The 21998-nt window shown below is 66.0% G+C and carries 21 protein-coding genes and 1 pseudogene; 9 read left to right on the top strand and 13 right to left on the bottom strand.

The annotated features are described in order from the left end of the window. Positions 1-21 precede the first annotated feature (21 nt). The gene (locus tag E4V01_RS22015) at positions 22-822 is read right to left on the bottom strand and encodes a hypothetical protein (RefSeq protein WP_135299833.1); all 801 of its coding nucleotides are present in this window, start codon (positions 820-822) and stop codon (positions 22-24) included. Between the two features lie 622 nt (positions 823-1444). Between E4V01_RS22015 and E4V01_RS25830 the strand changes: the two genes are divergently transcribed. The 9 genes and pseudogenes from E4V01_RS25830 to E4V01_RS21985 all read left to right on the top strand — a co-directional run bounded on the left by E4V01_RS25830 (position 1445) and on the right by E4V01_RS21985 (position 12153). Continuing rightward, positions 1445-1756 carry a hypothetical protein gene (locus E4V01_RS25830; RefSeq protein WP_193763274.1) on the top strand — a complete coding sequence of 104 codons (312 nt, stop codon included), beginning with the start codon at positions 1445-1447 and terminating at the stop codon, positions 1754-1756. An 11-nt stretch (positions 1757-1767) separates the two neighbouring features. Further along, positions 1768-2169, top strand: a pseudogene (locus E4V01_RS26735) (relaxase/mobilization nuclease domain-containing protein); the annotation flags it as partial. Positions 2170-2323: 154 nt separating this feature from the next. Continuing rightward, positions 2324-2692 (top strand): hypothetical protein, encoded by a 369-nt coding sequence (locus tag E4V01_RS26300; RefSeq protein WP_245517643.1) that lies wholly within the window; start codon positions 2324-2326, stop codon positions 2690-2692. Further along, positions 2689-4605 (top strand): hypothetical protein, encoded by a 1917-nt coding sequence (locus tag E4V01_RS22010; protein ID WP_245517642.1) that lies wholly within the window; start codon positions 2689-2691, stop codon positions 4603-4605. Before E4V01_RS26300 ends, E4V01_RS22010 begins: the two co-directional genes overlap by 4 nt. A 377-nt stretch (positions 4606-4982) precedes the next feature. Further along, the gene (locus tag E4V01_RS22005; protein ID WP_135299831.1) at positions 4983-5936 is read left to right on the top strand and encodes a hypothetical protein; all 954 of its coding nucleotides are present in this window, start codon (positions 4983-4985) and stop codon (positions 5934-5936) included. Between the two features lie 145 nt (positions 5937-6081). After that, positions 6082-7536 (top strand): exodeoxyribonuclease VII large subunit, encoded by a 1455-nt coding sequence (locus tag E4V01_RS22000; RefSeq protein ID WP_135299830.1) that lies wholly within the window; start codon positions 6082-6084, stop codon positions 7534-7536. Positions 7537-7559: 23 nt separating this feature from the next. Beyond that, positions 7560-7772: a hypothetical protein gene (locus E4V01_RS21995; RefSeq protein ID WP_245517641.1), complete on the top strand. Its 213-nt coding sequence runs from the start codon at positions 7560-7562 to the stop codon at positions 7770-7772. Between the two features lie 650 nt (positions 7773-8422). After that, positions 8423-11449 carry a hypothetical protein gene (locus E4V01_RS21990; RefSeq protein WP_245517640.1) on the top strand — a complete coding sequence of 1009 codons (3027 nt, stop codon included), beginning with the start codon at positions 8423-8425 and terminating at the stop codon, positions 11447-11449. Beyond that, positions 11440-12153 (top strand): hypothetical protein, encoded by a 714-nt coding sequence (locus tag E4V01_RS21985; RefSeq protein ID WP_245517639.1) that lies wholly within the window; start codon positions 11440-11442, stop codon positions 12151-12153. Before E4V01_RS21990 ends, E4V01_RS21985 begins: the two co-directional genes overlap by 10 nt. 572 nt (positions 12154-12725) lie before the next feature. Here E4V01_RS21985 and E4V01_RS21980 read toward each other — a convergent pair. The 12 genes from E4V01_RS21980 to E4V01_RS21920 form a co-directional block, all read right to left on the bottom strand. Continuing rightward, positions 12726-14627: a DUF6538 domain-containing protein gene (locus tag E4V01_RS21980; RefSeq protein WP_135299829.1), complete on the bottom strand. Its 1902-nt coding sequence runs from the start codon at positions 14625-14627 to the stop codon at positions 12726-12728. A gap of 182 nt (positions 14628-14809) precedes the next feature. Further along, the gene (locus tag E4V01_RS21975) at positions 14810-16009 is read right to left on the bottom strand and encodes a site-specific integrase (RefSeq protein WP_135299828.1); all 1200 of its coding nucleotides are present in this window, start codon (positions 16007-16009) and stop codon (positions 14810-14812) included. Positions 16010-16653: 644 nt separating this feature from the next. Beyond that, complete coding sequence (locus tag E4V01_RS21965; protein WP_135299826.1) at positions 16654-17316, bottom strand: hypothetical protein; 663 nt, start codon at positions 17314-17316, stop codon at positions 16654-16656. Between the two features lie 74 nt (positions 17317-17390). After that, positions 17391-17945: a J domain-containing protein gene (locus tag E4V01_RS21960; protein WP_245517638.1), complete on the bottom strand. Its 555-nt coding sequence runs from the start codon at positions 17943-17945 to the stop codon at positions 17391-17393. Between the two features lie 4 nt (positions 17946-17949). Continuing rightward, positions 17950-18204, bottom strand: coding sequence for a hypothetical protein (locus tag E4V01_RS21955; RefSeq protein ID WP_135299825.1), 255 nt, complete (start codon positions 18202-18204; stop codon positions 17950-17952). Next, positions 18197-18661, bottom strand: coding sequence for a hypothetical protein (locus E4V01_RS21950; protein WP_135299824.1), 465 nt, complete (start codon positions 18659-18661; stop codon positions 18197-18199). Before E4V01_RS21950 ends, E4V01_RS21955 begins: the two co-directional genes overlap by 8 nt. A 262-nt stretch (positions 18662-18923) precedes the next feature. After that, entirely contained in the window at positions 18924-19355 is a 432-nt protein-coding gene (locus tag E4V01_RS21945) for a hypothetical protein (protein WP_135299823.1), read from the bottom strand. Between the two features lie 94 nt (positions 19356-19449). Further along, entirely contained in the window at positions 19450-19917 is a 468-nt protein-coding gene (locus E4V01_RS21940; protein ID WP_135299822.1) for a hypothetical protein, read from the bottom strand. Next, positions 19914-20105, bottom strand: a complete 192-nt coding sequence (locus E4V01_RS21935) for a hypothetical protein (protein ID WP_135299821.1) — start codon at positions 20103-20105, stop codon at positions 19914-19916. The genes E4V01_RS21940 and E4V01_RS21935 overlap by 4 nt, the downstream gene beginning before the upstream one ends. After that, on the bottom strand, positions 20102-21202 hold the full coding sequence (locus E4V01_RS21930) for an ATP-dependent RecD-like DNA helicase (protein ID WP_135299820.1): 1101 nt from the start codon (positions 21200-21202) through the stop codon (positions 20102-20104). Before E4V01_RS21930 ends, E4V01_RS21935 begins: the two co-directional genes overlap by 4 nt. Continuing rightward, the gene (locus E4V01_RS21925; protein ID WP_135299819.1) at positions 21199-21642 is read right to left on the bottom strand and encodes a hypothetical protein; all 444 of its coding nucleotides are present in this window, start codon (positions 21640-21642) and stop codon (positions 21199-21201) included. The genes E4V01_RS21930 and E4V01_RS21925 overlap by 4 nt, the downstream gene beginning before the upstream one ends. Continuing rightward, complete coding sequence (locus tag E4V01_RS21920; RefSeq protein ID WP_135299818.1) at positions 21639-21995, bottom strand: hypothetical protein; 357 nt, start codon at positions 21993-21995, stop codon at positions 21639-21641. The genes E4V01_RS21925 and E4V01_RS21920 overlap by 4 nt, the downstream gene beginning before the upstream one ends. Positions 21996-21998 lie beyond the last annotated feature (3 nt).

Below are 21998 nucleotides of genomic sequence, written 5' to 3'. Positions count from 1 at the left end.
GAGCGACGGTGACACGATCGTTCAAAGCAGCGTGCCGGGCTCGGGCCGCACATGGGCCTGAACATCGTCTCGCGCTGGGGTCGTCGTACCGATCCCGCTCCAGGTGATGTTCGTCTCGCGCGGACGATCGACCTTCGCGTTAGCAGGTGCGGTTCGCGTCAGCATGTCGATCGACCGTCTCTGTGCCTCCGCCACGGAAAGGCCATCGATCGCCGGCGAGGCCGTGCTTTGCGGCTTCGCCAGGGCCGGACCGGCAGCCGTGGCCGGGTTCGCCATGTGGGCGGCCGGACCGGTCGGCGCGACGCTCCCCGGGGTGTTGAGCAGCGGGGCTGATGGTGGGACTACCGTCCCCCGAGCCTGAGCCTCCAAGCTGGGGCCGACCGGCGCTGCCGTCACGGGCGTGGCCGCGCCGCGTGGCGGCAGATCCGGCTGCGCGCCGGTGGGCCGTGTCGATGGGACGACGTTCGGCCTGTCCTGTGATCCGGCGCCTGTCGCACTCCGGGGCGCGGGCGGCGTCGGGTTCTTGGCCGTCTGACCCTTCTTTTTCGCCGTGTGCGATTGAGCTTCGGTGAGGTAGCGCTGCAGTTGCCGTGCACTCAGCGAGCGACCGCCGAAGATCAGGCGCTTGGCGATCTCGTCGAGCGAATGCCCCGCCTTGAGCAGCGCCCGGATCTCGGGCGCGAGTTCGGCCACCGCTTTGGCCGTGGTCATCCGCTCCGGTGGCGGCAGCGGTGTCTCCTGCTTCATCGCGGCCAGGGCCGCGCGGTTGGCGTCCATCTCGTTCGGCAGGATCGGCATCGGTCGGGTTCGGGCTTTGGTCATCGCATGTCTCACGGTTTGGTGGTGGGCTGGTCGGACCGCTTGGCTGCTGACCCGACACGCGTATGGTCACGCTTGTTGCAAGCTTTGGCAACGTGTCCACACCGATTCGGTCGATAAATTTTGGCCTCACCATCATCTCGGAAGCTGCGAATCGCTATTCGCGAATAGAGCATATTTGACATCAAGCTTTGCCTTGCGCTTATCCTGCACCGGAACCTGCGCTGTGCCTGGAGAGCGGGCGCGAGGCGGTCGAAGCTGCGGAGTTGAGCCTGTGTCGATCTACGTAGATGCCGATGTACGCGCCCCAGGTGGGGCGATGGTGCCGGAGCAGGGCCGCGGGTGTGCGAGCCTAGCCGTCGCTGTCCGTGCATGGATGGGCCGGTCATCGCTGTCGCTCACCGGGTCTACCCAGAAGGACGGTCCCAGGGAGAAAGAGGCGGGCAGGGAGAAAGAGGCGGGCAGGATGCTCTTTGCTATCCGCGCCGGCCAAGCCGGGCGCGGGCCGCAAGGAGACGGGGCCGTTCGGCGCTGACGCTTCTCACTCTCCCCTCAGCCTGCCGGGGCGCCCCCCGGAACCCCCATCCCCGAACTCCCACAAAGCTTCCAAACGAGGACACCACCGATGCCCGGCCAACGCGGATCCGAGCGGCGGAACCTGACCAAGCAGGTCGGGATCCGGCTCACGGAGGAGGAGTACGAGCGCCTCCTCGGCGAGGCGCAGGCCGCCGGCCTCACGCTCGCCGCGCTCACCCGACGACGGTTGCTCGGACTGCACATCACCGCTCAGGTCGATGCCCAGCTGGTCAGCGAACTGTGTCGGCTCGGAGGGCTCGTGAAGATCGCCATCCGCACACCGGGCTTGGCCGAGAAGGGACGCCTCGCCCTCGACGACATTCAGCGCGCGATCGCGCATCTGGCCGAGGCGCCGTCGTGATCGGCAAACGCATGGACAAGCGCCGTGACGGCGCGCCGATCGCCCGCCAGGTGACGCAGCTGGCCGCCTATATCGACCGCGGCGCGGGCGGGGCCGAGCGCGGCGGCGTGCTGGCGCAAGGCCAGCTCCACCTGTTCCCGGACACGCGATCGGGGCAGGTCGCCGAGATGATCGCCACCGCGATGGGCGCTCCCCGCGCCCGCAGCCCGATCGAGCACATCGTGCTGTCCTGGCGAGCGGGCGAGCAGCCGACGGTCCGCCAGATCGAGCAAGCGCTCGCCATCCTTCTCGAGGAATTGGGCCTGCGCGGCCACCAGGTGCTCTGGACCCTGCATCTCGGCGGGTCGGGTAACTCCCATCTGCACGCGCTGATCTCGCGCGTCGCACGGGACGCGAAGAAGGCGACACAGGTCGAATTCTTCCACAACGCCATCGGGCGCGGGATCGCCCGGATCGAGCACGCCCAGGGCTGGCAACGCGAGCCCGGCGCGCACTTCGAGGTTCTCGAAGACCACACGGGAGAGCAGCATGTCATCCGGTACCGGACACACGGGCGGGCCGCCCACGATGCCCTGGATCGAGCGAGCGGCGCGGGAAGCGATCGGCGCACATCGCGAGGCCGCGAGCGCGCATCAGGACACGAGCGAGATCCTGAAGATGTTGTGCGAGCTCGACGCGGAGGCGGACCCGCTCGCGGCGATCTCGGAAGGGCAACTGCTCACGATCGACCGCCAGACGAAGCTCCTCGAACTGCTCCGGACCGTGCTGGAGGAGGTCAGGCAGATCCGGGCCGAACAGGATCGCCATGGCCTGGAGATGCAGGCTCTTGGCATGGAGGTCCAGACGCTGAAGACGCGGTGCGACGAAACCTACGACAGGCTGGTGCGGGCAACGACAAGGCCCGCGCAGCCCACCGCCTCACCGAAGCCCGCTTGAGCCACGGCGCGCGCGTCAGGGCCGCCGGGGCCCGGCAGCTTGGTCCCGGTGCGGATCCGGACGCGGCCAGGGTCGAGCGCGTGATCGAACGGCTGCGCGCGGTCTCGGCACCGACGCCGGAAGCGGCCTGCGCCCGCCTTGTCGCGGCGGTGAGCGCCAGGCAGGCGCATCGCGCGGCGGCGTCCGCTGCCCTGGTCGCCCGCAGCGCGGACCCAGGCGATGCCTTGCCGGCGGGGGCGGCGCGGGCGGAAGTGTACCGCGGCGAGGAAAGTGCCGCGCGGCAGGTGATCGAGATCGCCGGTCCGATCGTGACGCAGTCCGGATCGTGGGTCGACCTGCACAAGGACCTTGCCGAGCACGGCATCGCCTACGCCGCCAAGGGCTCGGGCGCGGTCTTCGTGGTGGACGGGATCGTGCTCAAGGCTTCGACCTGTCGCGCGGCCAGTCGGGCCAAGCTGGAGGCGCGCCTCGGCCCGTTCCAGCCGAGCCTCGGCGGCGATGAACCACCGCTCAAACCCGACCGCCGCCCGCCACGAACCACACCCTCGCCGCGCGCCGCGCCCGGCATCGATCCGGCGCTGTTCACGCTCGCACGACAGGCGGAGATCACGGCGCATTTGGAACGCGAGGCCTACGACGCCCTCTATCCGGATCTGAACGTCGCGCCTCTGCTGAAAGCCGCTGTCGTCGGCCCGCCCCCGCGCGCCGCACCGAGCGCGCGCACGCTGGCAGGGCGGATCGGCAAGCCGCTGCCGCGCCTCGTTCCGGTGCGAGAGCCGGGCAGGAGCGGCTCGAACCTGTCCGGCCTGCTCGCGCTCTATCACGCCGGGCTGCAGGCCGAGCGCTACCGGGTCGTGGCCGAGTGTGCCGGGTCGCGTGAGACCGACCGATTGGTGCAGCTGACGCCGAGGTCGATGGCCGGGATCGCGGCCGGCTGGGCGGCGCTGGAGCGGGCCGCCGGGAGAGACAGTGCCGTCTACCTGACACCGATCTCGAACGAGCGGCATCATCTCGTTCTCTCGGGGCTGCGCATCGAGGAGGTTGGGCAGCTCCAGGCGACGGGCTTCGCCCCGGCCCTGGTGCTGGACAGACGGGACGGGCGCCACGAGGTCGTGCTCACCGCGCAAAACCGGAACCGGCCCTACGAGCAGGCCGCCCTCGCCGAGGCGAGCGAGCATATTAGGTTCAGCCTCGCCCTCGGCCGCAGGCGCTTCGGCCTGCGCATCGCCGCTGCCGATCCACCGGAGACCGCTGCGTCGGATTCCGGCGCTTCCAGGCAGCGGATCTACGCACAGGTGCTGACCGCGACGGGGGCGATCTGCGAGCGGCTGGGCCGCCTCATCTCGCGTTGCATCGCGGTTTTCGAGCGGCGCTTCGGGCGTGGTCCGAGCTCGCGTCTCGGGCGCGGGCTCGACCCGGATGGCGTCCCAGCGCACGCCGACGCGCCGCTGTACTGGGGGCACCGGGCCGACCTGCTGGCGCGCTGGCAAGGCCGCTGGCCCGATCCCTCACGGGTCGATGCGCTGATCGCTCGTCGCCTGCGCGGCACCGGGCATAGTGAGCCGGCGGTGGCGGCCCTGATCACGGCCTGCGCACCGGCGGTACCGCGCATCGGCCGCTACGCCTGGCAGAGCTACGGACAGCGCGCCGCCGCAAACGCCTTCCGCACCGACACGGACGACGGCGCATGGGTATTCGACCGAACCTCATCGGCGATGTGGGGCGAGCTGGAACAAGCGGTGAAGAAGCGCGCCGAGGATCAGATACCGAAGACCATAACGGTTCCGCGACCACCGCCTCCGCCACTCCCGGAACCGGCACGGCAACCGCGAGAGGATAAGATCGGACTGGGTACGACGCGAAGGAACGGGCGGCGTGGACGCGGTGATCCGGACGGTCCGGGTGACCGGTAATCGGCGCGGTTCGTGGCTTCAAGGCCGGATGCGTTGGACATCAGTTTGGGAGAATTGCATTGGACAACAATCGGTGCCGAATGCCGGTTGTGCGGCAAGGGCTTGGTCCTGCGTTGGACATCACACGAAGGCCGGGAGAATGGCATGCACATCCGAGCCGGTGCCGCCGGATGCGCGGTACCGGCTCGGGACGAGGATCGGGGAAGAGAAGGGGCAAGGATCAGAACAGGAATGGGGAACAGGGCGAAGGCACCTTCGCTCGAAACCCCGGAATGACCTGACGACGGGATGACAGAGGGCGATGCTCGCGCAGCGTCCGCCCGAGGTCGGCGAGGCTCCTTCGATCCCCTGACCCCGCATCACGAAAGTCTCCCACCATGACAGATCACGACGCGCCGTCCTGCGCGAACGAGCCCGGCTGCGCGCTTTCCCCGACTGGCCTCTGGGTCCGCGCCCACGTCCGGCAATCGCGCCGACACCGGGACGGGCTGCTGCTCGCCCTCGAACCGCTCGATCCGCATCGCCCGGGCCGGCTCAGCGCCGTCCTCACCGGCACTTTCCTGCGCCAGATCGAGGCAGCCTCGGGCGTGCTGCTCGACCCGGACCGCCTCGTCGGCGAGCACACCCTGCTGCTCACCCTGGTGGTCGATCCGCTGCTAGGACTGACCGGTCAGGTGCTCGGGCTCGAGCGCGGCGCCTTCCTCCAGGCTTGGCGCGAACAGGATCGGACAGCGCAGGCGGCATTGGAAGCGGATGGACTGTGGGACCGCCAACGCGGCTTTCCAGTCCCGCAGAAGCTCCGGCGGGTCGTGCTGATCGAGCCGGATGACGCCGCGCCGCACCCACTCGGGGCGACACTCGCTCGCTGGTACGAGCAAGGCCTCCTCGAGCTGATCCGCCTGCCCGTTCCTTACGAGGAGCCAGGCTCGATCGCCGCGCTGCATGAGGCCTTCGGGGCGGCCTACGACCAGTTCGATTGGGGCACCCTCGACGCGGTCGTGGTCGAGCCTGGCCTCGGCTTCGCCCACCGCGTGCTCTCGGACGAGGACCTGATGCGCCGCATCGCCGTGCTGCCTGTGCCGGTGCTGTTCCGGCGCGCCGGCGCGCCGACCCTGCTCGACGGCGTGGCCTTCCGCGCCTGCGACACCGCCGAGGCGCTGCTCGCCGATCTCACCGGGATCCTGCGCGGCGAGCTCCGCACCGGGGGGTACGCCCGCCTCAGCGCGATCGCCCGCGCGATCGGCCCAGATCCGGCCGCTTCAGTGCCTGCTTTAGCGTCCGACGCTCCCACCAACTCGGGCCCCACCCGACAGGGACCTCTGTTCGACTGAGGCGGCGCACCGCCGATCCGGCTGCCCGCATCCGGGCGGCCGGATCCGCTCCTCAGTCACCTCGACTCACGCTGCTCCTCGACCCTCCGCACGCGAGCCCACGCGCTCGCGACACCCTCACCCCAACACGGATTCCGACACTCCAATGCGACATCACAGATTCCACCACGGGCCGGACGCACCGTCCCGACCGCCGCACCCGGCCTCACTGCCGGACGGCGCCCGCCGAAGCCTGCCCGATACGGGCGATGCGGTTCACTCCGAGGCGGCGGTCGTCGGCGAGCTGCGCGACCTGATCGGTTGGCTGCGCCAGCGCCTGCGCGGCGAGCACACGGTCCGCGCCAGCGTGCTCAACGTGGAGCCGAACGGGCAAGACAGCCATCTCATCCTACTCGGCGAGGCCGACGCCCGCCTCACCAACGATCCGCCCCGGCTGAAGGCCCGGCTCGACGCGGCCGAACTCGCTCAGATCCGGGCCGAGCATGGCCCGGACTTCGACCCCGAAAGCCTCGTGAACCGCACGGTCACGCTCAGCTTGCGCACGAACCTTCGCCAGCGCTTCGGCCGCGGGGCCGGCGTTCAGGCCAAGGTCATGGGCTTGCTCTCCGTCGGGCAGGTCCCGCTCGAGGCCGATCTCGATCGCGAGAGCACGCTGCAGCGGCTGCGCCTGGCGGGGCGGCGCTTCGGGCCCGAGACCTGGAGCGAGCCGGAGGACCCGTGCCACATCGCCCTCGTCGTCTCCGAGCACGGCGAGGTGCGCCGCGACGTCGAGCACGTGCTGCAGCCGCTGGAAGACGCCGGGCTGATCCGGATCCACCGGGTCTGGGCGATCTTCGAAGGCGCGGGGGCGGAGCGCTCGCTCGCCGAGGCCTTCGCCGGGGTGGCGGGCCTACAGCGGGAGCACGGCGTCTCCGCGACACTGGTCTGCCGAGGTGGCGGACCGGTCGAGGCGTTCCGGCCTCTCAACGCCTTCGGGACAGCGAACGCCGCCGCGAGAGCGGAGGTCCCGAACCTGATCGCGGGGCTTGGCCACGCCGGCACACCGCGCACGGCGCTCGATGCGGTGGCGGCGCGATCGGAGCCGACCCCGACAGCGGCGGCGATGCGGGTGCGCCAACTCGTCGAGCGCACCGGGGCCCGGGCCGAGCGGGCGCTGGCAGGCCTCGATGCCGCGATCGAAGCGGAGCTGGAAGCGGCCGGCCGCATCGTCCTGGCCCGAGCCGGGGCCGCCTTCGACCGGGCACTGCGCGATCTCGCCGACCGTGCCGACGATCGGCTGCGTCAGCTCAGCCAAGGGGTCGAGCAGAGCCTGCTCGCCAACCTCGCCGCAGCCACCGGTGTCAGCGCGAAGTCCGCGTCGGGCGCCAATCCCGCCGGGACCGACCCTCTCGATCAGGCTGCCCTGCTCGACGAGACCGGGGAGGACGATCTCCTGAGCGATGCGCTGACGCTGGTGATCGCGGCTGAGACCGGCCAGGTCGTCACCACGGCTGAGCAGGCCAGCGCGGCGGCAGAGCTGCTGCTGCACTTCACGGACGGTGTCGTGCCCGCCCGGGTCGAACCCCGAAACACAGCCATCCCCTCCGCAACCACCCACTGACCCATCACGAGGAGAACCCCACCATGACCATGACCATGACCCGTACCGACCTGACCGCTGCGCCCGAGACGCCGAGCTTCCTCTCGGCAGTGAGGCGCATCGAGGCACTGACGCAGGAGATCCGCCGCGAAGGTCTCGGCGCTTTCGAGAAGGCGGAGGCCGCCTATACCGAGGTCGAGCACCTGCGCGCCGTGCTGACCGCGCGCATCGCCGACCTGCGCCGTCGCAGCGCGTAGTCGGGAGCCGCACCACCGCCGAGCCTGATGGTGCCGGCGGTAACGTTCCCGTAGTCAAAAGCGAAGAGGCCACTCCCTTCGGATGCGATGCCGCATAGGCATGAGCAGAGTTACAAACCCCACAATTGCATGGCCGGTATCAGACATCGTAGCGCAAGCGCCGAGCAGACTTGGTGGAGGTCTGTGTTGGGTGGAATAAGTCAGGCAGCTTTGGAGAATTATGCCGCGGAACCGGACGTTAGCTCGAACCGTGACAGTCTGCGGCTTTGCGCCCATCTTCGCCATGAAAGCGTTCGAGACGCTTCTCCCAGGCAGACATGCCCCTCAGCTCTCGCGACCACTGCGGATCGCCGCCTTGGATGGATGGCAGCGTGATAGGTCTGCCTCCCCACCGGCGAGTTGCCGACTGCGACTCTCGTCAAATCGCGCTTTCGAACACGGCCGTAGTGACAATCCCCTCCGGTTGGACAAGAGTTAGATTTCGTTCGACGTTGGTGCACATGATGAATCCGGCAGGTGGTCCCATAAGCGTCCCAGCACCGATACTCACCCAGCTGGACAGCCGCGACGTTGCGTTGTGGCTGTCGGACGGAGAGGAAGCGACAGAGGCTCAGGCTGCTGTCACATTGTCTCGGCTCCCGTGGAGCCTAGTGCTGTCGGATCGCTCGGACGAGGCGTTCGTGCGGGGCCTTGAGTCACCGGAGCAGATAGACAGCCCATTGGTTCGTCGTCGCGGGCTAGTCCAAGTCGTCGATACGGATCCTGCCGACATCTTGCTGCCTCCGCGCCATCTCGCCGTATTGCTGCTCAATGGTAAAGGAGCCCAGCGCCGTACGGGTCTGGCCGCAGTCACACGCCGGCTGACGATGCTGCAGGAGTTACGCAAGCGTTCGGTTCGTCAACTCGTTGTGGCAGTCGCGGGCACGTTTGCGGTTCCCGCTGAACTCGGAGACCTCTGGGACGACGGCTTCCGCACTATATTGACCTTCGTCACGGACGATCCCGGGGCGGAAGAGACAATCAGGCACTGGCGCACCGATCACTCCGCACCACTGGTGGATCTGGTGCGAGCATCTCCGGGCAGGTTCGCCGAAGCTATCGAGCGTGAGTATCTTCGCGGACGCGACGGCTCGCTTGTAGTTCGAATGCGGGACGAAAAGGGAGGCATGCGGAGCGTCGAAGCGACTCGCATTGACGATCCCCAACGGCCTGTTCTCGCTTCCTACGAACTGATCGGCGTTGACGCGCTTACTCCGATTCAGCCCGGCGACCTGTCTGCTACAGAGGTAGAGGGCTTCTTCGCCGATCCGGCAAGCTCATGGCGACCCTATGCAGCCGGCCTGCCATGGCAACGTAGTCCTGGCGCTTGGGAGACACTGCGAAATCGTCTTCGCGCACTCGACAGAGAAGGGGTCGAAGCAAACCGCGTACTCTACGTCACTTCTGAGTCTGGCGCAGGCGCCACGACCTTTGTGCGGGATCTAGCCTGGAGGGCGGCCTCGGCGGGCTATCCCACCCTTGTGGCTAGGCGGAGTCCTACTTCTGCTACCGGCCTTGAGATGGCTGGCTTGCTGACGAGACTGCTTGGTGCCGATGGCGACCAGACTGGGGGCGGGCGGCGTTACGAGGTACCCTGTGTATTGATCTTCGATGAGAGCCACTGGGCTGGAAGACATGGAGATCTACTGAACTATGCGCGCGAAATTGCGCGCAGCGGTCGCCGGGTTTGCATAGTGTTGCCTACCGGGCCAATTGTCGGTATAGATGTTCTGGCCAACTCCAGGTTTGTTGAGTTAGCCAACCTGTCGCACCGTGTCGAGGCGAGTGACGCACTCGCGCTCGGCGATCACCTCAACCGATTTCTCGCTCCGCATAATACCGCGCGAACTGCAGAAGAGTGGCGAGCTTTCTTCGCCGCGTCGGCCGTCGACGCGTCACGGGGCATCGCCGCATTCTGGATCGTGCTTTCGTTCTGGCTGCAGCGGCAGCTGGAGCTTGGTGAGACGGTGCAGTCGCGGGTATATCGCCTGTTCCGCGATCAAGTGTCCGACGCCGAACTCAGGCCGGCCTTGTTGAGGATCGCTGCCTTCAGCACGGTTCGTAAACCTCTTCCCGACGAATTGCTGCCCCAAACTAACGGATGGCCGATCACGGATCGTATCGAGGATGCCCGCAGAGATCTCGGGTTGCTCGGGCTGATCCGCGTGCGTGGTGAGATCGAACGCTATTGGGCTATGGCACACGACCTTCTTGGTCGTTATCTAATAAACGCGCTCTTCAACGACTATGCGACCCGCGAGACGCTGGGATTTTCTGCGGCTAGCAACCCTGAACACTTGCGCTTCATGCTCCTGCGGCAAATCTCAGCTCTGCCGGAGTTGAAGCAGGCTCACCTGCGGGAGGTGGCCAACGCTTTTGCGACATCGATCTTCAAGATTGATCCTGAACATGGCCATGGTGCATTCATGCCGTTCTGGCGTGAGGTCCTCATCGCTCTGGACGCAATGCCGCGCTCATTGCGCACGACAAGCCGAACCTTCCTTCACCACTGCTCAATATCGCGCCGGAGAATCGCTTCAGACCGAGACGGCTTCATGTTGTCGAATGAAGAACGCGTCGAACTGCTAAAACGGGCGGCCGATGATCTTGAGGCTGCTCTTCTGCTCGACTCAAACGCCGGCGGCGAGTCCGACATCAATCTCCTCAATTCGCTTGCCCATGCTCTTCACGATTTGGCGGAAGCACAGGCGGAAGCCAGCTTAGACGAGGGGCTGGTTCGGTCCACCAGGGCCGCCGCCCAAAATGCTACTCGTCGAGCATACTCGCTCAATCCAGATAACTCATTTGTCGTTGAAACCTACGGACGAGCGTTGCTTGGGCAAGGGGCAGCGGACGATGCCCGGGCCGCCGACCGCGCATTGGAGGTGCTCGCGCTAGTGTACGGCTTGATGGACCGCCCCGGATCCGAAACGCGCCGAAATGCGCTTGGGCGGCTCGCGGAGCGCGCGTTCAGCCTTCTCATGAAAAGTGGCGGCGCAGACAGGGCTGATCCCGAGACCGAGATTGGGGCAATCGCAATCGCGCTCGCTAAGCTGGGCGCCGGTGTTGTGCGACTTCAAGGAATTTCGTTGGCAGACCTTCCGGCTGCTAATCGAGCATCTGCCGCGGCGGCGCTTGCCGATCCGATCCTAGCCGGTAACGTCCAAGCAGTGAAGCTCCGCTACCTGCTGCTTTCCATAGAACGGCCGCTCGACTTCTCACTGCAGCTTGAGCTTCTGCAGTCTCTCGATGGCAGCGGCCCGGCATTTACGCCCCAGATGCAGCTGGAGATGGCGTTGCTGAAGTTCCAGCTGGATCGCGCACATGAGGGAGACAGTCAGTTCCGCCGTCTTAGGTCGTTGTGGCGCCGCGGCGATCACTTCGTTGAGGTACCGGCAAGGTTGCACTGGCTTCTCAACGGGGCTCGCTCTGACCGGCGGCAGGTGCGCGCGCGAGTAACCTCTAACGCGGAAGGAAGAGCCTTTGCAAAGGTCGCCGAGTTTGGTGGCGTAGAGGCACCCTTCCGTCCCGCCGAGTTCGGCCAAGTCAGGCTTGCACCTGGCACCGAACTAGCTTGTTACGTCTCCTTTGGACACAATGGTCCCCTACTGAGACCACTTACGGCGGCGTGGCGGTGACGGGCGTAGTCGAGCAGTTCGCTGCCTCAATGGGTTGGGGCCTGTCCAGCAACAACCTAATCGTTGAGGGCACGTCGGACGTCGCCTTCCTAACCCGCGCATCGGAGCTCCATGCGTCCGAGCGGGAACGCCCGCTGCTAGACAGCGACCTCGCTGTTCTCGCTGCCGGACGCGGTGACGATGGTGGCGTGGACGGCGTGAACAGGCGGCTCAGCTTTTTCCGGCAACTCGCTGATGGTGACCGTGACCAAACAGGCGCATTGAGGTACCGGTTCATAGGAATTTTCGACAAGGACACGGCAGGCAAAGGTGCTTTCACTATAGCATCATGTTTCGACCGCCGCGTCGAACCGTACGTTGATGTTTTTCTCCTGCACCCCGTCATGCCTGTTTTTACTCTAGGCCTTGATCGGGCAATGGAGGTTGCTCGGGTAAATAGACTATTCAATCGCATAGACTGGGAAATTGAGGATCTGTGTTCCGACCGCATTTGGAAAATCTTTGAATCGGAATTTCCCAATGCTGTGCTGTCTGTTCAGGAATCCGGAGGCCGGAAGCATCGCGAATTACATCCAGAGACGAAGCGGGAGTTGAAGCGTATATTTGTGGAACAGGCTAATTTTTCTGATGCGGCCGGCTTCGTCGAGCTACTACGAATGATGCGCGTCTATCTAGGGCTACAGCACGATTTCGTTCGTAGTTAGCGCGCTGTCGTGCTGAGCGCCGGTGCTTGTGAGTTGCGAAGGGCCCAAAATCACGCAGGTCTTGCATCGGAGCGATCTAGTCCGCTGGAACTCAGGCTCCGGTCGCTTCTGACCGGCGTCTCAAGCAAAATGTGTCCAAACGGCCGAACTCCGTTCCCCCCCCCCCCGCAATGTTGCGAACTTGGGGATTGGTCGTCACGTTTCTTTACTGCTCTTACATGTCCGAGCGGAAGCTGTCTCGATAGGCGATCCTGGAAATAGCCAGGCAGCTTACGGCCAGTTATCGCCATTTAGGAGGACCTGAACGTAGGTCCGCTTTCGGGTAACGTTCGCACGAGCTGTTGCGACCATGTTGGGTCGGAAACAGAATGTCAGCTTCATATCGGCAAGCGTCCAGCAACCGTGACCGGTCGGTCTTGCTTGACCGACCCGTCTACAGTTGCTCGATTGGCAGCATGTGAAGGCAAGGAGACCGATCTACCGTAGAACGGAGGCGGGCGAGGTGTCAGGCCATCCCGAAAGAAACTCGGGTTGGCCAACGATCTCGCCCCCTGCCTGCGCCCGCGTGTGAACTACCGCCTCAGTGTTGATGCCAAACGAGGTTCGCCCATGCGCGCTGCGTCAACCAATTTGTCAACGTCGATCGGCAGAACCAGCCGATCGACAACCTCCTTGAGCAGCACCAGGGTCTGGCCTTTGTTGTATCGACCTATCTCGGAGCGTCTCGCCATGCTCTCGTGACCGATAAGCTCTTCCACGAATTCCTTCTGGGCCCCGGCGTTCAGAAGGAGGGTGGTGGCCGAGTGCCGGAAGGAATGAAACACCACATCCTTCCGCGCGCCATACTCCGACTTGAAGCGCTGAAACCACTTCCCGAAGGCGCTGCCGTATGCCGTGTCATCGCCGTCATCGAGAACGTCCTTTGCCTCGGCGCCGACCTCGCCCTCGGGCAACAGAAGTTCGTTCTCTCCTCGGCCCACTACCAACGCTTCGATGAGGCCCAGTCTCAGCAGGTTTTGATGCAGAGGGATCCATCGGGCACTGCCCTCAGCTTTTAGCTGAAGAGACCGCTCCTTGAGATCGAAGTACCAGATCCCGGTCTCCGCATCCTGGACGACGTGCCGCACGCGGAGCTGGAAGATCTCGCCACGACGCATGCCGCTGTGACTGCCGATGAGGATACCCCAGTAGCGTTCATCGCATAGGACGTACGGCCCCGGTGTCTTCCAGCCCCGTCGGCTTCGCACGCCGGTGAATAAATGTGCATTGAACACAGCCACGAGTTCGGCATGATTCCACATCGGCCGCTCGTCTCGGGCTCTGTGATGCCGTCCTCGTGCGCGCCTCAGGTTGATGTGAAGGCCCTCGAAGATCGATGGCAGGCCCTTGGCAACGACTTCGTTGCTCTGAGCCCACGGCCAGAGCCCGGATAAGGCTGCCAGGTGCCGGTTGAAGGTCTGAGGCTTCAGCAGGTCGACGTCGGATCGACCGCTGCAATGCTCAATCAGGCCACGGATGCCGGCCCGCTGCCGAATCTTACGCCATTCGGTGTTCTTGTCGTAGTTGGCCGGCAGCGACAGCAGAGCGCGCTTGAACTTCGCGGCATCGGCCGGCCCGTACTCACCGAGCGGTTTGTCCCCGCAGATCTCGACGAACAAGCGCCCCGTTGACTGACTCTGGCGTTCGATCGACGGCTTCCAGTCGCCGCTGGCAACACGATCTCGGCCATAGGTCTCCCAGCACGCGCTGAAGAGGTCTTGGCCGTGCCGCAGCTTCGATGCCGGTGTCGTCTTGGCGGGCTCGACCGGGGCCTGAACCGTGCGAACACGGTTTCCGTGGAGGGGATGGTAGGGCAGGACGGCATCCTGCAGGTACGCCAGTTTCTCCTCGGCGATCGCGATCTCGACGTCGAGCAGCGCACGGCACAGTGCGCCTTCCTCCGAATTGCTCTCAAGATCAATCTCGTTGCTCAGCGCGAGTTCCTGGGCCTTGCCGCGAACGGAGGCGAAGTCGTTGACCGCGCGGTCGCGCTTGAGGCCGTCCAGGCGACTTTCATAGAGAAAAGTCCACGCGGCCGGGTCATTGAGGACCACGTCCGAGCCTTCTTCTGGAGCCTCTTCGTCTCCTGGCTCAGCTTCGAAGGCGGCGTCATCCGAGTTTTGAAGGTCCTCGGGCTTAGGATAACGCCCGATTTTGGCGATTATCTTATCGTGCGTGAGAGCCTGCGATTCGAGATGTTGCTCGGCGAGCCGGGCGATGTCGGCGCGCGTGAGCGACCGATTGAAACGGACGAGGGTGAACAAGGTCTCTGTCCCATCCCACAGGCGTTGCGCCATCCGTCGGGCCTCGCCCGGCGTAGCCTGCCCAAGCGAGCGCAGGATCTCACGCTGGCCGAACCGCTGGCGCAGGTCGTGGGGGATGATACGGCGAAAAAAGACCGTTTGTCGGCGACGGCGGAGGTGGGTGCGGGGCAAGGCAGGAATCCCTGCCGTCCAGACAAGTGGACCTACCGAGTGGACCTGGACGGAGCGGTCGGCCCGGGCGGGTCCGAAAACAGCCGGAGAATCAACGGTCGGCTGAGAATCAATAGCGTTTGGCTGGGGCGCCAGGATTCGAACCTGGGAATGGCGGTACCAAAAGCCAACCGCCCTATGTGTTACGCCGTTGATTTCTTGAGCTTTTCCAGATCAGTCCGCCGCCCCTGTGCCGGCTTTTGTGCTGCGATCGGCTCGCCCGTCGCGTTGTCGATCTCCTGCGCTGCGGCTGTGCCGGGATTTGTGCCGGGCCCGTGTGCGGCCATGCGCCGGTCTTCGACCTCGAGGAAGGCATAGGAGCGCTCCGTCTGGACGACGCTCCGATGTCCGAGTTGATCGCGCACCATCTCCAACGTCCACTTCTCCTCCTGCAGCAGCCGGCAACCGTGGGTGCGCCGCAGGTCGTGCCAGCGCAGCAGCGGCACCTTCGCCCGCTTGGCCGCGTTCCGCAGCCCGCGGTCGAGGTGGTTGAATCGCTCGCCGTCGTTGTCCTTCTTCGTGCTGGCCGAGGGGAGGGCGCGTCGGGCGCCGCGCGTCGTGGTGGCGGCGCCGTGGTGAAAGACGAACGGGCTCTTCAGGTGCCGCGGGATGCGCTTCAGCACGGCGAGGGCAGGGGCCAGCAGGATCACCGTGCGCTCGCGCTTGCCCTTCGCGGTCTCAGCCGAGATTGTGACGTGCTTGCGGGCAAGATCGACCTGCTCCCAGGTCAGCGAGAACTGCTCCTCCTGTCGCAGGCCCGTGTAGATCGCGAACAGGATCGCGTCGGCCACATAGGGGAGGGCGCTCTCGATCAGGCGAGCCTCTTCCGCCCGGGTCAGGTAGCGTGTGCGGGGAGGGCTCTCACGCAACCCCCGCTTCGCCCGCTGCCGCAGGAACGGGATCACCGGGTTGATGTCGGCCCATTCCTTCTCGATCGCGAAGCCGAACACCGTCGAGAGGCAGGCCAGATCCCGGCGCACGGTCGGCGCCGAGGCGCCCGCTGTCCGACGCGCGGTCTCGAAGTCCTTCAGGTCGGACGATCGGACGGTGAGAAGCAGCTTGTCGCCGAGGAATGCGTCGAGGTGATCGATCGACACGCCGTAGCGCCGGACCGTGCTCGGGCGCAGCGTGGGTCCATGTTCTTTCTGGAACTCGTCCATCGCCGCATTGACCGTGAGGCGAGGCTTCCCGCCCCAGGCCAGCGCCTCTAGCTCGTCGAGCCAGACTTTAAGACGGCCGCGCGCGACGCTTTCAGATCGCGTCTCGAGGGATTGCCGGAGATCTTGGCCGTCCTTTTGGACGCGGCCCCACCACGTTTTCCCACGGAGATAGATCCCGGCCATTCTGGCACCGTCCTCGTCACCGAATCCCACCACTGACGCACGGCGCGCATGTCGAAAACCCAGGATGACCGGGGTCCGAACGGCTGTCGAGCGCCAGGAACACGGCCGGCCGCTGCCATGCGGATCCAGTGCCGTTCCGTAAAGCCGAACTCCGCTACGAGATCGGCCGCAGACCCCTGCTCATGCACGATCCGTTCTCCCTTCTGTCGTGTTGGGGGCGAGGGCGGCTTCGAGCCGCGCCGTCAGGCTCTCAACCTGATCCTCAAGCGCCGCTAAGCGGCCGGCGGTTGAAGCCCTGCGATGCTGGCAGGTGCATCTGCCCTCGCCGTATACCGCGCCGCCCATGCAGCCGGGCACGAAGTAGCGGCCGATCTTCGCGTCCGTCCGCCAGTGGCAGGCGTCCTCGGACCGGGGCTCGCTGGACGCCCTACGCATCGCCCTTCTCCTGTTCGGCGAGGGCTGCGCGGCCGGCCCATTCGTCCAAGTCTGCTAAGCGAAGCCGGATTGCGTCAGTGAACCGAGCCACGGTTTCGGCACAGGCCGGTTCGCTCAGCTTCCGCGACGGGATGCAAATGCTGGCGGCCCATGATGAAGCCTCACTAGCTATGGCTGCCGCTTGGCCCGCGAAGTCGCCTTTGGTCATGTCAGGCATTCCGCTCCCCTTCGGGCTGGAGGGCGGCGCGGAGTATTTCGGCCAATCGCTGGTAGCGTGCCACGAGTGCGGGCCAAGCGTTGGGCAGGGCCCGCGCTGGGTCGAGGTTGTCCTCGTTGTCGCTGAGCTTGACGATCATCGCGAGCCGGTCGCCGCTGGCGATGATGCTCGCGACGCATTCGAGGTACGGCTTCCCCGCGGGCCTGGTGAGCAGCCCGACGGCTTGCACGACCGCCGGGTCGAACCCGGCATCAAGAAGATCGTCGGCGTCGGTGCCGGTGTCCTCAATCGTATCGTGCAGCCAGCCGACTTGCTCGCACCACTCGGCATGCTGGCGCGGCAGTCCCAACGCCTCGGCGTACGCGCGGGCGCGGGCGCGGGCGGCAACACGCCCGAGATGCCCGGTGTACGGTGCGCCGCTCTTGTCCGTCTGTCCGGCGTGGACGCGGCGGGCGAAGGTCTCCGCACTCCGCGCCCCGTCCTGAAAGGCTCGGTTCTGAAGGGCGGCGAGCACTCGTTCCTCGACGCGCGCCCAGATCGCCTTCGTCATCGGCGGCAGGTCGCACCAAGCGTCAGAGACGCCGCGCGGGCCGAGAGTGCAGCCCTCGAAGCGTGCCTCGTATGCGATCTGGCCGGGCTGTTTCTCAGGCGCCATCACGGTCTGCCTCCTCGATCTTGAGCGCACCACTAGCGGGGGTATGGGGTGAGCGCTTCACCGGCCACGCTCCTTCAGCCCTTGTTCGCGGGCGCGGTTGAGATCAACATCATGTCGTGCGAGCCAACCGGCCGGTCCGGGTGCCGCTCGCTGGCGAGGCGCTTGAACGCGGACTCAATCTGCTCGGGCATGGCGGTTGCCTCGACCTGAAGCACCGACCACCACGACGCGGAGCCCGGTGCTGGGAGCGCCTGGAAGCCGCGCATTGAGGCTCGGACAAGGGCAAGAGTCCCGTGCCGCAGCTCGACGCGACGGGCCTCGATGATGTGGTGGATCGCCTGGAGGTTCGCGGCTGGCGTCTGGTAGCGGTCCACCGGGATGCAGCGCTGCTCGCCGTCCCATTTGAACCACACGGCGATGCCGGGATCGGCTGGCTTCTCATGGCCAAGCGAAACGTTCGACGAGAGCACGATGTCAGAGACGGGCTTGCTGCTGTCGCTTCCGAACAGGCGCAGACTGTCGCGGACGTTCTGGAGCGCCGACGGCAGCGTCGTCTTGAATTTGCCCGCTTCGCGCCGCGTCGAGCGCGGGATGAAGTCGGGCCACTGGAGCGGGTAAGCTTGGGTCATGGCTCTACCCCTCCCTTGCCGTGGCCGCGCGGGCGGCTGCGATGCCTTTTTGAGTGGCGCTAAAGCAGCCGAAGCGACGAACGCCCGGCCAATTCTGGGTCTTCTCGATGAAGCCCTCGCTCAGAGCGCGCTCCGCAACTCGCGCCCAGACACCTTTGCCGCCCTCAACGAACCAAGTATCTTCGATCTGACGGAGCGCATCGCGACGATCACCGACCGACTTAAGCAGCGAGACAATTGCGTTGGAGGGACTAGACATCGATGGTCTCCGTATTAGCCGCGCGGGCAGCGAGTGCGGGCAGGACCGGCCGGACGATGCGGCGGGCGAGAAAGTTGCCGGCCTCCCAGCACAGATCTCGGAGCACCCGTCGATCGTCATACTGACTGGCGTTGCCGAGCCGGGCGCCCAGCGCGGCGGCATCGGCTCGCAGCGAGGCTCGCTCCGTCCGTAGCGCCTCCACCTCGGCCTGTAGCTGAGCGGCGCGGGCCTCGGCGGCAGCGACGCTCGTCTTCAGCGAGATCACCCGGTCCATCAGGTCGTCGCGGTGATCCAAGCCTCGGTCGTATTCGGCCGTGACCCGCTGAAGGGCCGCCTCGATCACATCGACCGCCTCACGGGCTTTCGATGCCTTGAGGCTGATCGTGCCGCCGTTCGTCTCGTGCGGTTTCAGGTATGCCAGCGCATCCGCCAGCGCATCGGGGTTGGCGGGGGTCATGCTGAGCGATCCTTCAAGGAGGTCAAGCGCCGACGCGAAGCGCCGTCCGGCTTGGGAGGAACGATCTCCGGCGGCAGGCCAGCGTTCGGGCGCATCGACATCCACTCGCCGCACCACCAATCGGCGGCGACGTCGGGAAAGCGCGATGGCTCGGGGCGCACGGCCTTGTCTTTCGTCGGGGGGGGTATCGGCGGCAGATCAGGAAGCCATTGAAGCCCCCGCCCTTACTGAACCGGCAGTTGCGGCATTGCTCGCCCATAGCTCAACCCTCCGCCTGTCCAGAGGGGGCTGAAGGAGCGATGGCGCCGCAGATGTCACAAGTCTCACCCGGATTGAGGTAGCATTCTCCGCAGGGCGGTTCCCCATCCTTCCGGTGCGGCTTCGGGAACGTCTCCGCCTGTCCAGAGGGGGCCGGGTCGGACGGCGGGGTGGCACGGTCGAGCCGTTCAACTTCGGCCAGGATCAGCGCACCGGCCTTCACGAGATCGCGGCGGCGGTCGGCCGGCTTCCACCACTTCCGATCCCACGGCCACCATGCCGGCGGATTGTCGTCGGCGATTTGGTCCCGCCCGACATACTGAGCATGCACGGCGTAGCAGGAGGCTGCGCTTGCAAGCTCGAAGCGGCCGTGCGCGTCGTCATGTGCGGGCGTCCAGCCTTCCGCCTCGACCTGTCGGCGCCGCTCGGCCAGCACGTCTCGCGCGGCTTGGCTCCACCCCGCATCCGAGGGGGCATGCCGTTGCTCTCTGCGGGAGCCTGAGACGCAGGCGCGTGTTGCTGATGGTCGATCAACGCGACCTCCTGTCTTCGAAGGAGTTTCGGGAGCGGAGCGGCCGCTTGGCCCAGGGGCTCGGCGGCTTCGCTTTCATCCGCCCGGGCGGTGGCTCGGGCAGGTCCGCGCGGCTGGCCTCACGTTCGAGGCGCTTCGTCTCGCGGCGGCGGTTCTTGGCGATCTTCTGCTGGTCGCCATTGACCATCGCGAGCTTGGATGTCCCGGCGCGGCCGGTGGTTTTCACCCGGTGTTCCTGTCGCGGGCGCCAGACGAGGAATCGCACGTCGTGTTGATGCGGGATGTGCGCGCCCGTGGTCTCGTCCACCGAGCGCAGTTCCAGCGCCGGGTCGTGGTCGAAGTCCCAGCCCGAGACGACGACTTCCTCGGGAATCATCCCGAGCCGGCGCATCAGCGCCTCGATCTGAGCGAGGGCCCCTTCAAGCTTGATGCTGAGCAGGGGCGTGCGGCGCTTCTCAGCCTTCACAGGAAGCCTCCCGTGATCGCGAGAAGCACGCCGCAGCCGGCAAGCCCGCCGACAGCCTCTGCCGCGCCGGCAAGCACCGGCCGCGTGCGCATGTGCTCGGCGTCCAGTTGGAACGCGATCGAGAACAGGCCGTGCAGGATCGCCGAGTAGGCGAGCGTGTAGCCAATGGCTGCGATGAGCGGGGTCATGCGACCACCGTCACGCGCTCGGCCGCCCGGGTGACCCCGGTGTAAAGCCAGCGGCGAGCCTCATCGCGGAAGGTGGAGGACTCGTCGTAGAGAACGACATCGTCCCACTGGCTGCCTTGGCTCTTATGAACCGTCAGGCAGTAGCCGTAGGTGAACTCGTCGGTGAACTTGCGCTGTTCCCAGGAGAGCCCGTCCTCGCGCCCAACAAAATACTCATGGCGGACGAACACCTCGGTGGGTGTGGTCTCGGGCGTGTCGTCGGAGGTGACGAGCATCTCGACGCCGACCGGCTTGATCCGCGGGACGCTGTGCACGTCCCACAGTCCGCCGTTCAGCAGCTTCTTGTCCTTGTTGTTGCGCAGGCAGACCAACCGGTCGCCCGGCAACGGGTGAGCGCTGTCGCGGCCGTGCAGGGCGCGAATCTTGGTGTTGAGATCGCGGCGCGTCTGGTTCTTGCCAGCCAGCACAATCCCGGCGCCCAAGACTGCCTTCTGGCCGATCGTCCCGTGCGGGATTACCCGGCTGTCGCCGTAGGTGCCGTATTCGAGCTTGCGCCCCTCCCGGATGTCCATGCTCATCCGGATGATCGGGTTCTCGGCGGCCTGCCGGTGAACCTCGGTGAGCATCACATCGGGCTGGGCGTTCGTGAAGAAGCCCGCGTCCTTCACCGGCGGGAGCTGCGCCGAATCGCCCAGCACCAGCACCTTCACGCCAAACGACAGCAGGTCGCGGGCAAGCTCCTCGCCGACCATGGAGCACTCGTCGATCACGATGAGCTTGGCGCCCTTCACCCGGCTCATCGGGTTCAGCACGAACTTCGGCTGCCAGCGCTCCTCGCTCTCATCATCGAGGCTGTAGATGAGCGAATGGATGGTGGAGGCGTCGGCGCAGCCCTTCCGGCGCAGCACGAGTGCCGCCTTGCCGGTGAAGGCGCCGAACAGCACCTTACCCTTCACGCCACCGGCCATCTCCTTGGCGAGCGTGGTCTTGCCGGTGCCCGCAAAGCCGAAGAGCCGGAACACTTGCGGCGCAGACGGATCCTTGATCCAGGCGCGCACGTCCTTGATGGCGCGTTCCTGCTGAGGGCTCCAGGTCATGCGCGCCTCCCGAGGACGACGCGGCCCTCCTTCACGAGCCGGTCGACATCGAGCCCGGGGATCACCTCGTCGGAGATCACCTGCATGGCTTGGTCGAAGAATCGGCTGAGACCGGCCTTGTCGAAGTCCTTGAGCGAGCGCGGGATCAGGTGCAGGCCGCCACCGATCAGCGAGACGCTGTCGACGTGCTGCAGCTTCACCTTCAGCGCGGTCATCAGCGCTTCGGCGTTGGCGTAGTCGCTGTTGTCGGCGACGATGCCGAGGACGCGCCACAGCAGGCGGGCTTGCTGCTCGCTCTGCGGCTCGTGAAGCACCACTTCGACAACGGAGCCGCTGGCGTAGCGGCCGAGCACCTCGGCGTCGTAGCTGGTCTCGGGCTTGAGCCAGCCGCGATCGATGCGCAGGAAGACGGACGGCTTGTCGGCGTTGCGGCGGCTCATCGGACCCTCCGCAGGCTGCCGAGCCATTCGTGCCGGGCACGCAGGTACGTCGCGATCACGCTGAAGCGCGGGATGTAGGCGGCGTAGTAGGGGCGGTGCTCTCCCTGGATCTCGTAGAGCGTGCCGTGGCGTGAGGTGCCCAGCAGCTTGGCGAGCCGCAGGCGAATCATCTCCTCGTGCTCGATCACGTCCTGCACAGTGAAGCGCAGTCCGTAGCGCTCGGCGGCGCGGCGGATGGCGTGGAGGCGGCAGCGGCGGAGATGCTCCGGGCTGCCGCGTTCGGTTTCATGGCGCGCGAGAGCGTCCTCGGCCTGCTGGCGCGCCGGGTACGGAAGGAGGGCCTGATAAGCCACGGC

Origin of the sequence: Methylorubrum sp. Q1, assembly GCF_004683995.1 — a bacterium.
Taxonomy (GTDB): domain Bacteria; phylum Pseudomonadota; class Alphaproteobacteria; order Rhizobiales; family Beijerinckiaceae; genus Methylobacterium.
The sequence above is the reverse complement of the archived record's forward strand: the minus strand, read 5'-3'. Positions and strand labels throughout refer to the sequence as shown.

Bases quoted from the DNA above. Each gene is read 5' to 3' on its own strand.
- E4V01_RS21975 (WP_135299828.1), bottom strand. From the start codon at position 16,009: ATGGCCGGGATCTATCTCCGTGGGAAAACGTGGTGGGGCCGCGTCCAA.
- E4V01_RS26300 (WP_245517643.1), top strand. From the start codon at position 2,324: ATGCCCTGGATCGAGCGAGCGGCGCGGGAAGCGATCGGCGCACATCGC.
- E4V01_RS21960 (WP_245517638.1), bottom strand. From the start codon at position 17,945: ATGACCCAAGCTTACCCGCTCCAGTGGCCCGACTTCATCCCGCGCTCG.
- E4V01_RS21930 (WP_135299820.1), bottom strand. From the start codon at position 21,202: ATGACCTGGAGCCCTCAGCAGGAACGCGCCATCAAGGACGTGCGCGCC.
- E4V01_RS21935 (WP_135299821.1), bottom strand. From the start codon at position 20,105: ATGACCCCGCTCATCGCAGCCATTGGCTACACGCTCGCCTACTCGGCG.
- E4V01_RS22015 (WP_135299833.1), bottom strand. From the start codon at position 822: ATGACCAAAGCCCGAACCCGACCGATGCCGATCCTGCCGAACGAGATG.
- E4V01_RS21950 (WP_135299824.1), bottom strand. From the start codon at position 18,661: ATGACCCCCGCCAACCCCGATGCGCTGGCGGATGCGCTGGCATACCTG.
- E4V01_RS21995 (WP_245517641.1), top strand. From the start codon at position 7,560: ATGACCATGACCATGACCCGTACCGACCTGACCGCTGCGCCCGAGACG.
- E4V01_RS25830 (WP_193763274.1), top strand. From the start codon at position 1,445: ATGCCCGGCCAACGCGGATCCGAGCGGCGGAACCTGACCAAGCAGGTC.
- E4V01_RS22005 (WP_135299831.1), top strand. From the start codon at position 4,983: ATGACAGATCACGACGCGCCGTCCTGCGCGAACGAGCCCGGCTGCGCG.
- E4V01_RS21955 (WP_135299825.1), bottom strand. From the start codon at position 18,204: ATGTCTAGTCCCTCCAACGCAATTGTCTCGCTGCTTAAGTCGGTCGGT.
- E4V01_RS22000 (WP_135299830.1), top strand. From the start codon at position 6,082: ATGCGACATCACAGATTCCACCACGGGCCGGACGCACCGTCCCGACCG.
- E4V01_RS21925 (WP_135299819.1), bottom strand. From the start codon at position 21,642: ATGAGCCGCCGCAACGCCGACAAGCCGTCCGTCTTCCTGCGCATCGAT.
- E4V01_RS21965 (WP_135299826.1), bottom strand. From the start codon at position 17,316: ATGGCGCCTGAGAAACAGCCCGGCCAGATCGCATACGAGGCACGCTTC.